7 protein-coding genes are annotated in these 8,349 nt (G+C 70.3%); 3 read left to right on the plus strand and 4 right to left on the minus strand.

All coding sequences use genetic code 11. The features are described 5' to 3' along the window. Nucleotides 1-544: GAF domain-containing protein (locus O3Q52_RS43540; RefSeq protein ID WP_332112999.1), on the minus strand; the 544-nt coding region annotated here is incomplete at its 3' end. A 128-nt stretch (nucleotides 545-672) separates the two neighbouring features. Here O3Q52_RS43540 and O3Q52_RS43545 point away from each other — a divergent pair. Both O3Q52_RS43545 and O3Q52_RS43550 read left to right on the plus strand, forming a co-directional pair. Continuing rightward, on the plus strand, nucleotides 673-2,343 hold the full coding sequence (locus O3Q52_RS43545; protein ID WP_269654061.1) for an AMP-binding protein: 1,671 nt from the start codon (nucleotides 673-675) through the stop codon (nucleotides 2,341-2,343). Next, the gene (locus tag O3Q52_RS43550; RefSeq protein ID WP_269654056.1) at nucleotides 2,340-3,998 is read left to right on the plus strand and encodes an AMP-binding protein; all 1,659 of its coding nucleotides are present in this window, start codon (nucleotides 2,340-2,342) and stop codon (nucleotides 3,996-3,998) included. Before O3Q52_RS43545 ends, O3Q52_RS43550 begins: the two co-directional genes overlap by 4 nt. A gap of 80 nt (nucleotides 3,999-4,078) precedes the next feature. Here O3Q52_RS43550 and O3Q52_RS43555 read toward each other — a convergent pair whose 3' ends face one another. Continuing rightward, nucleotides 4,079-4,609 (minus strand): GNAT family N-acetyltransferase, encoded by a 531-nt coding sequence (locus O3Q52_RS43555; RefSeq protein WP_269654057.1) that lies wholly within the window; start codon nucleotides 4,607-4,609, stop codon nucleotides 4,079-4,081. A 38-nt stretch (nucleotides 4,610-4,647) separates the two neighbouring features. Beyond that, nucleotides 4,648-5,511, minus strand: coding sequence for a hypothetical protein (locus O3Q52_RS43560; protein WP_269654058.1), 864 nt, complete (start codon nucleotides 5,509-5,511; stop codon nucleotides 4,648-4,650). Nucleotides 5,512-5,776: 265 nt separating this feature from the next. Between O3Q52_RS43560 and gcl the strand changes: the two genes are divergently transcribed. Beyond that, nucleotides 5,777-7,561, plus strand: a complete 1,785-nt coding sequence (gene gcl, locus O3Q52_RS43565; RefSeq protein ID WP_269654059.1) for a glyoxylate carboligase — start codon at nucleotides 5,777-5,779, stop codon at nucleotides 7,559-7,561. Nucleotides 7,562-7,998: 437 nt separating this feature from the next. On the opposite strand, the gene O3Q52_RS43570 is transcribed toward gcl, so the two are convergent. Further along, the gene (locus O3Q52_RS43570; protein WP_269654060.1) at nucleotides 7,999-8,226 is read right to left on the minus strand and encodes a hypothetical protein; all 228 of its coding nucleotides are present in this window, start codon (nucleotides 8,224-8,226) and stop codon (nucleotides 7,999-8,001) included. Between the last annotated feature and the right edge of the window lie 123 nt (nucleotides 8,227-8,349).

The raw sequence follows: 8,349 nt of genomic DNA on the forward strand, positions 1-8,349 counted from the left end.
CCCCGTGCGCCTCCCGGACCCGCTCCCACGCCGCGCCCTCGGTGCCGTCCGGCGTCACCTCCGGCTCGCGCGCCGCCGCCAGCAGGCCCTGCGCCTCGTCCCGTACGACCAGGGACTGCTCCACGTCACGCGCCGCCTCCACGGCCGCGGTCAGCGTCCGGTCGCCGAGGGGCTGGGCCGTGCGCAGGGCGCCGTACAGGACACCGCGCACCCGGCGGCGTACGACGACCGGCACCGCGAGGATGGCCCGCAGCCCCTCCGCGGCGACCGCGGCGTCGTACTCGTGGCTGATCTGCCGGGAGGACGAGTAGTCCATGACGGCGCACGGCCGGGCGAGGGCGACCGCCTTGCCGCCGAGGCCGTTGCCCGACGACACCGCGAGCGCGCTGAGCGCCGCCGTCGCCGTACCGTTGAGCTCACTGATCCGCACCTGATGGCGGCCCGGCTCGACCAGGCCGCCGAAGGCCACGGGCAGCCCCGTCGTCCGGCGCAGCCGCATCAGCGCGCCGCGCAGCTCCACCGCTTCGGTAGCGCCAGTTGCCACGTGATCGTCCCTTCACCGCGGCGCACCCCCCGTTCGGGGGTAGTGAGACCCGCATCACGGATTACACGATGTGAGTGAGCCGCCCGGCAATGGTCCGGGGTCGAGGAGGACAGATGACTACGCCGCCGATGACGCCGACGGAGCACTTCCGCAGCGCGCGGGACTTCCTGCTGGAGCACCGCGAGGACTACGCCACGGCCTACGAGGGCTTCGTCTGGCCCCGCCCCGAGCACTTCAACTGGGCCCTCGACTGGTTCGACCACATCGCCCACGGCAACGCCAGGACCGCGCTGCACATCGTCGAGGAGGACGGCCGCGAGACCAAGCTGTCCTTCGGCGAGCTGTCCGTACGCTCCGACGAGGTCGCGGGCCTGCTGCGCGAGCTGGGCGTACGCGCCGGGGACCGCATCCTCGTCATGCTCGGCAACCAGGCCGAGCTGTGGGTGACGGCGCTCGCCGCGATGAAACTGCGCGCCGTGGTCATCCCGGCCACCCCGCTGCTCGGCCCCGCCGACCTGCGCGACCGCGTCGAACGGGGGCGGGTCCGGCACGTGATCGTGCGCGCCGAGGACACCGGCAAGTTCGACGAGGTGCCCGGCGACTACACCCGCGTCGTGGTCGGCGGCGAACATCCGGGCTGGCAGTCGTACGAGGACGTGTACGACCGCGCCTCGGGCGTCTTCAGGCCCGACGGCCCGACCCGGGCCGACGACCCGCTGATGCTCTACTTCACCTCGGGCACCACCGCCCGCCCCAAGCTCGTCGAACACACCCACACGTCGTACCCGATCGGCCACCTGGCGACCATGTACTGGATCGGCCTCAAGCCCGGTGACGTGCACCTGAACATCTCCTCACCCGGCTGGGCCAAGCACGCCTGGTCGAACCTCTTCGCACCCTGGAACGCCGAGGCGACCGTCTTCCTCCACAACTACACGCGCTTCGACGCGGCCCGTCTGATGGCCGAGATGGACCGCGCGGGAGTGACGACGTTCTGCGCCCCGCCCACCGTCTGGCGCATGCTCATCCAGGCCGACCTGACCCAGCTGCGTACGCCCCCGCGCGAGGCCGTCGCCGCGGGTGAACCGCTGAATCCCGAGGTCATCGAGCAGGTGCGGCGCGCCTGGGGCGTCACGATCCGCGACGGCTTCGGGCAGACCGAGACGGCCGTACAGGTGTCCAACAGCCCCGGCCAGCCGCTCAAGACGGGCTCCATGGGACGGCCGAGCCCCGGCTTCAAGGTCGAACTCCTCGACCCGGTCACGGGGGCGCCCGGCGCCACGGAGGGCGAGATCGCGCTCGACCTGTCCACCCGGCCCGTGGGCCTGATGACCGGCTACCACGGCGACCCCGGCCGTACGGCCGAGGCGATGGCCGACGGCTACTACCGCACCGGCGACATCGGCTCGCGCGACGCCGAGGGCTACATCACGTACGTGGGCCGCAGCGACGACGTCTTCAAGGCGAGCGACTACAAGATCAGCCCCTTCGAGCTGGAGAGCGCGCTCCTGGAGCACGAGGCCGTCGCCGAGGCGGCCGTGGTGCCCGCACCGGACGAGCTGCGGCTCGCGGTCCCGAAGGCGTACGTCGTCCTGGCGGAGGGCTGGGAGCCGGGACCCGACACCGCGAAGGTCCTCTTCGAGCACTCGCGCACGGCCCTCGCCCCGTACAAGCGCATCCGCCGCCTGGAGTTCGGTGACCTGCCCAAGACGGTGTCCGGCAAGATCCGCCGGATCGAGCTGCGCGAGGCGACGGCCGCGGGGTCGGACGCCGAGTACCGCGAGGAGGACTTCCGGTGAGTGAGGTGAGTGACGTGGGCGAGATCGGTGACGTGGGTGAGACGGGCGAACTGTCGTACGCGCACGGGACGAGCGGGACACCACTGGTCGGCGACACCATCGGCGCCAACCTGGACCGGGCTGTCGCGGCCTGGCCGGACCGCGACGCGCTCGTCGACGTACCGTCAGGGCGGCGCTGGACGTACGCCCAATTCGCCGCGGACGTAGACGGGTTGGCCCGCGCGCTGCTCGCCGGCGGGGTCGCCAAGGGCGAACGGGTGGGGATCTGGGCGGTCAACTGCCCGGAGTGGGTGCTCGTCCAGTACGCCACCGCCCGCATCGGCGCGGTCATGGTGAACATCAACCCGGCCTACCGCACCCACGAGGTCGAGTACGTGCTCAAGCAGGCGGGCATCTCGGTGCTGTTCGCCTCGCTGAGCCACAAGACGAGCGACTACCGGGCCATGGTCGAGCAAGTACGCGGCAAATGCCCGCAGTTGAGGGAGACCGTCTACATCGGCGACCCGAGCTGGGACGTGCTGATCGCCCGGGGCGCGCCCGACCTGGACGAGGAGTTCCGGACGCGCCGGAGCGAGCTGTCCTGCGACGACCCGATCAACATCCAGTACACCTCGGGCACCACGGGCTTTCCCAAGGGCGCGACCCTGTCCCACCACAACATTCTCAACAACGGTTATTTCGTGGGGGAGTTGATCGCCTATACCGAGCAGGACCGGATCTGCGTCCCGGTGCCCTTCTACCACTGCTTCGGCATGGTCATGGGAAACCTCGCCGCGACCTCGCACGGCGCGTGCATCGTCATCCCGGCCCCGTCCTTCGACCCGACGGCGACCCTGCGCGCGGTCCAGGACGAGCGCTGTACGTCCCTCTACGGCGTACCGACCATGTTCATCGCGGAGTTGAACCTCCCCGACTTCGCGACGTACGACCTGTCCTCCCTGCGGACCGGAATCATGGCGGGCTCGCCCTGCCCGGTCGAGGTGATGAAACGGGTGGTCTCCGAGATGCACATGGCGGAGGTCTCCATCTGCTACGGCATGACCGAGACCTCGCCCGTGTCCCTGCAGACCCGCCGCGACGACGACCTGGAGCACCGCACCGGCACGGTCGGACGCGTCCTGCCGCACATCGAGGTCAAGGTCGTCGACCCGGCGACCGGTACGACCCTGCCGCGTGGCTCGGCGGGCGAGTTGTGCACCCGCGGCTACAGCGTGATGCTCGGCTACTGGGACGAGCCCGAGAAGACCGCAGAGTCCGTCGACGCCGGGCGGTGGATGCACACCGGGGACCTGGCGGTGATGCTCGACGACGGGTACGTGCAGATCGTCGGCCGGATCAAGGACATGATCATCCGGGGCGGCGAGAACATCTATCCGCGCGAGATCGAGGAGTTCCTGTACGCGCACCCGAAGATCGCCGACGTGCAGGTGGTGGGTGTGCCGCACGAACGGTACGGCGAGGAGGTGCTCGCCTGTGTCATTCCGCGGGACGCCGGTGATCCGCCGACGCTGGAGGAGGTGCGGGCGTTCTGTGAGGGGCGGTTGGCGCACTACAAGGTGCCGAGTGCGGTGCGGGTCATGGAGGCTTTTCCGATGACGGTGTCCGGGAAGGTGCGGAAGGTCGAGTTGCGGGAGGGGGCTGCTGGGGGTGCGTGATTGGCTGCGGGCCGGTGAGGGCTTGTCGCGCCCACGCGGCGGAGCCGCAAATGTCACAGCCCCGCGCCCCTTTGGGGCGCTCAGGCCATAACCCTGTACATGCACACCCGGGGCCAGCGGTCCAGGCCGTGGTCGGACTCTGTGGCTCGGATCTTGCGCAGGCCCGGGGTGAGTTCGGGGTCGGTCAGGGGGCGGAAGCCGATGCGCTCGTAGTAGGGCGCGTTCCAGGGGACCTCCGTGAAGGTCGTCAGCGTGAGACCGGTCAGGCCCTGGTCGCGTGCGCGGTCGGCGGCGTACGCGATCAGGGTCCGGCCCACGCCCCGGTGCGCGGCGTCCGGGTGGACGGAGACCTGCTCGATGTGGAAGGCGCCGTCCACGGGCTCGCCGACCAGGTACGCGACGGGGCGGCCGGCCTCGCCGTCACCCTCGGCCTCGTCACCTTCGGCGATCCAGGCGTGGCCCGCCTTCCGGAAGCGCTCCAGCAGTTCCAGCGCGGGCGGCTCGTCGTCGGCGATCTCCGTCATGCCCAGGGTGCGGAAGGGTTCGCCCGCGGCCCGCTCGATGTCCTGGAGCAGCGGTAGGTCGGCGGGGGTCGCCGGTCTGATACGCATGACGTCAAGTATGTGGTCGTTTCCGGGAGTTGGGCGACTCAGTCTCCCGTGGCTATCAGGTCGTCGGCGAGGCTGTTCACCGGCTGTGGGGTGCCTGTGAGGTCCAGTACGAACAGGGGGATGCCGAGGGAGTCGGCGCAGACGCGGGCGTCCTCCTCGTAGCCGGCCAGCGAGAAGTAGACGCAGCCCGCCGACTCCGTCATCGCCGTCAGCCACAGGCACTCCACGTCCCGCAGGGAGGCCGGTTGCACGGTCGGGTCGACCTGGGCCACGATCCCGCGGGCCGCCAGACCTATCCCGGATGGCGGCCGCTGGTCGGCCCGACGGATGTCCCGGTACCCGAGCCAGCGCAGATACAGTGCGGCGGCCGTCACCGCGTCCCGGGCCGTGCGGATGACCACCGGCTGGAACGCGGGGCGGGGGGCCGGGGCGGTACGGGGGAGGGGGATGGCGGCGGCGGGGAGACGGTTGGCCCGGTCTGCCCGGTGCTTTCGGGGCGGGCGGCCGGAGTGGTCTCGTGAGCTCCCGTACGGGCCCTCGTGCGAGCCTTCATGGGAGCCGCCTTCGGGGCTCTCGCCGGTGTCCGCGCCCGAGGAGTGCGCTGCGTCGGTGCCCGAGGCTCCCGCGTCGCTGTCGGTTCCCGGCTCCGTCACCGGTATCCGTAACAGCACACCGCAGGGGCACCCCAGCTCCGGCCGGGGCCAGTGGTCCGCCCGCCCGCAGGCCCCGCAGCGGATCGTCACCCAGCCCTCGTCCCAGGTGTGGTGCGTGACAGGCTCCGGGAGCGCGCTCCGGTCGAGGACGGGCGCGACAGGCGCGCCGCACACGCACGGATGCGACGGCGCCGCATAGACATGCTCGCGCCGACAGGCCGGACACCTCACCGGCACGTTCTCGGACATGACCCTCTCCAGAACACCGTGACACCACAACGCCGCATCGGGGCAGCGCCTCCATCGTCCTCCGGAACCCCTTCCTCCGGCAGCGAAACGATCCGACGTCCCGTGATTCCCCCGCCCGCCGGCCGGTCGCCGACCCTTGACGCCTTCTGGCCGTCCACCTACATTGCTTCCAGATAGTAGAAGTTAGTTTCCGTAATACGGAATTTGAAGCTCTCCGCGGGGCGCGACGGGAGCCCGAATCCGACGGCCGAAGCAGGAGTACGCAATGGCTCGTATGACCGCTGCCCGCGCGGCAGTTGAGATCCTCAAGCGTGAGGGCGTCACCAGCGCGTTCGGTGTCCCGGGCGCGGCGATCAACCCCTTCTATGCGGCGCTCAAGGCCTCCGGCGGAATCAGTCACACCCTCGCCCGCCATGTCGAGGGCGCCTCGCACATGGCGGAGGGCTACACCCGCACCGCACCCGGCAACATCGGCGTCTGCATCGGTACGTCAGGGCCCGCGGGCACCGACATGATCACCGGTCTGTACTCCGCGACCGGCGACTCCATCCCGATCCTGTGCATCACGGGCCAGGCACCGACCGCCGTGATCCACAAGGAGGACTTCCAGGCCGTCGACATCGCCTCGATCGCCAAGCCGGTCGCCAAGATGGCGGTCACCGTGCTGGAGGCCGGGCAGGTCCCGGGCGTCTTCCAGCAGGCCTTCCACCTGATGCGCTCGGCCCGCCCGGGCCCGGTCCTCATCGACCTCCCCATCGACGTCCAGCTGACGGAGATCGAGTTCGACCCTCAGACGTACGAGCCGCTGCCGGCCTGCAAGCCGTCCGCGACGCGTGCCCAGGTCGAGAAGGCGATCACGCTCCTGAACGAGTCGGAGCGCCCGCTGATCGTCGCCGGCGGCGGCATCATCAACGCCGACGCCACCGAACTCCTCGTGGAGTTCGCCGAGTTGACCGGCACGCCGGTCGTGCCCACGCTCATGGGCTGGGGCATCCTGCCCGACGACCACGAGCTGAACGCCGGCATGGTCGGCCTGCAGACCTCGCACCGCTACGGCAACGCGACCTTCCTGGAGTCCGACTTCGTCCTCGGCATCGGCAACCGCTGGGCCAACCGTCACACCGGCAGGCTGGACGTCTACACGGCCGGACGGAAGTTCGTGCACGTCGACATCGAGCCCACCCAGATCGGCAAGATCTTCGCCCCGGACTACGGAATCGCCTCCGACGCGAAGGCCGCCCTCGAGCTGTTCGTCGAGGTGGCACGGGAGTTGAAGGCCGCGGGCAGGCTGCCCGACCGCTCCGCGTGGGCCCAGGCCGCCCAGGACAGGAAGGCGACCCTCCAGCGCCGTACGCACTTCGACGACATCCCCATCAAGCCGCAGCGTGTGTACGAGGAGATGAACAAGGCCTTCGGCCCCGAGACCCGGTACGTCACCACGATCGGGCTCTCGCAGATCGCCGGCGCCCAGATGCTGCACGTCTACCGGCCGCGGCACTGGATCAACTGCGGTCAGGCGGGCCCCCTCGGCTGGACCGTCCCGGCCGCGCTGGGTGTCGCGAAGGCCGACCCGGAGGCGCAGGTGGTCGCGCTCTCCGGCGACTACGACTTCCAGTTCATGATCGAGGAGCTGGCCGTCGGGGCCCAGCACCGGATCCCGTACGTCCATGTGCTGGTGAACAACTCCTACCTGGGCCTGATCCGTCAGGCGCAGCGGGCGTTCGACATCGACTTCCAGGTCAACCTGGAGTTCGAGAACCTCAACTCGCCCGAGCTGGGCGTCTACGGCGTCGACCACGTCAAGGTCGTCGAGGGCCTCGGCTGCAAGGCGATCCGCGTCACCGACCCGAGCGAGCTGGGCGCCGCCCTCGAACAGGCGAAGAAGCTCGCCGTGGAGTTCCGGGTCCCGGTCGTCGTCGAGGCGATCCTGGAGCGCGTCACCAACATCTCGATGTCCACGACCAACGACATCAGCAACGTCGTGGAGTTCGAGGAGATCGCGACCGAGCCGGGCCACGCGCCCACGTCCATCAAGGCCCTGAAGGTCTGACAGGACCTGGGAGAGAGCGGCTCAAGCGGCAGGCCCGAGGCGCGCGTCCTGGGGATCCAGGACGGGGGCCTCGCTGCGTGTTCAGTTCGAGCGGCCCCCGCCGCCACCCGAACGGAAACCGCCGCCCCCGTGCTTCCCCCCGTCTCCGGACGCCCCCGACGTCCGGAGTACCGTGCCGGGCCTGCCGGACCAGGTGACGCCCCGGAGCTGCGCCGACGCGAACGGCTCTCGCCGATGCGTCGTCATCAAGCTGCTCATGCGTCTCACCTCCGTCTCCGGCCAAGCCCGCTGTTCTCCGTGTGGGGCCCGCCGCCCCCGTGCCGGCGGGCCCCACGTGCTGAGAATGTGCCCTGAAGCACAGTGAGTTGAAGCCCCCGGAGGCATATTCAGAGCTTGATTTGAGGGTTCCGTAGCCGATGTACGCACACAGACGTACGTCACTCGGCCGCGTGGTGCTCCGACAGGCCCGGCCAGTCGTCGGGGCCGCCGCCCTGCCAGTCGATGATGTCGCTCTCCTCCACCTCGATCTGGTCCAGGTCGGCGAGGCGCAGGATCTCGACCACGTCGTCGAGGTGGTAGGCGATGCCGAGGGTCTCGCTGCCCGCGGTGACCCGGCGCGAGCCGTCCAGCGCCGGAGGGTGCACGACGATGCTGGGAAGGTCCATGCATCCAGGCTCCTGCGCGGCCGGGGAATCCGCACCCCGAAGGCGACGGGTGTTTCCGCGCACGGCGAGGACCGACCGGCCCGGACGGCGAAGAGCGCCGGGTACGGGACCGTCCGTACCCCC

This window comes from Streptomyces sp. ActVer, from assembly GCF_027270795.1.
In the GTDB taxonomy this organism is placed as follows: domain Bacteria; phylum Actinomycetota; class Actinomycetes; order Streptomycetales; family Streptomycetaceae; genus Streptomyces; species Streptomyces umbrinus_A.

Bases quoted from the DNA above. Each gene is read 5' to 3' on its own strand.
- gcl (WP_269654059.1), top strand. From the start codon at position 5,777: ATGGCTCGTATGACCGCTGCCCGCGCGGCAGTTGAGATCCTCAAGCGT.
- O3Q52_RS43545 (WP_269654061.1), top strand. From the start codon at position 673: ATGACGCCGACGGAGCACTTCCGCAGCGCGCGGGACTTCCTGCTGGAG.
- O3Q52_RS43555 (WP_269654057.1), bottom strand. From the start codon at position 4,609: ATGCGTATCAGACCGGCGACCCCCGCCGACCTACCGCTGCTCCAGGAC.
- O3Q52_RS43570 (WP_269654060.1), bottom strand. From the start codon at position 8,226: ATGGACCTTCCCAGCATCGTCGTGCACCCTCCGGCGCTGGACGGCTCG.
- O3Q52_RS43560 (WP_269654058.1), bottom strand. From the start codon at position 5,511: ATGTCCGAGAACGTGCCGGTGAGGTGTCCGGCCTGTCGGCGCGAGCAT.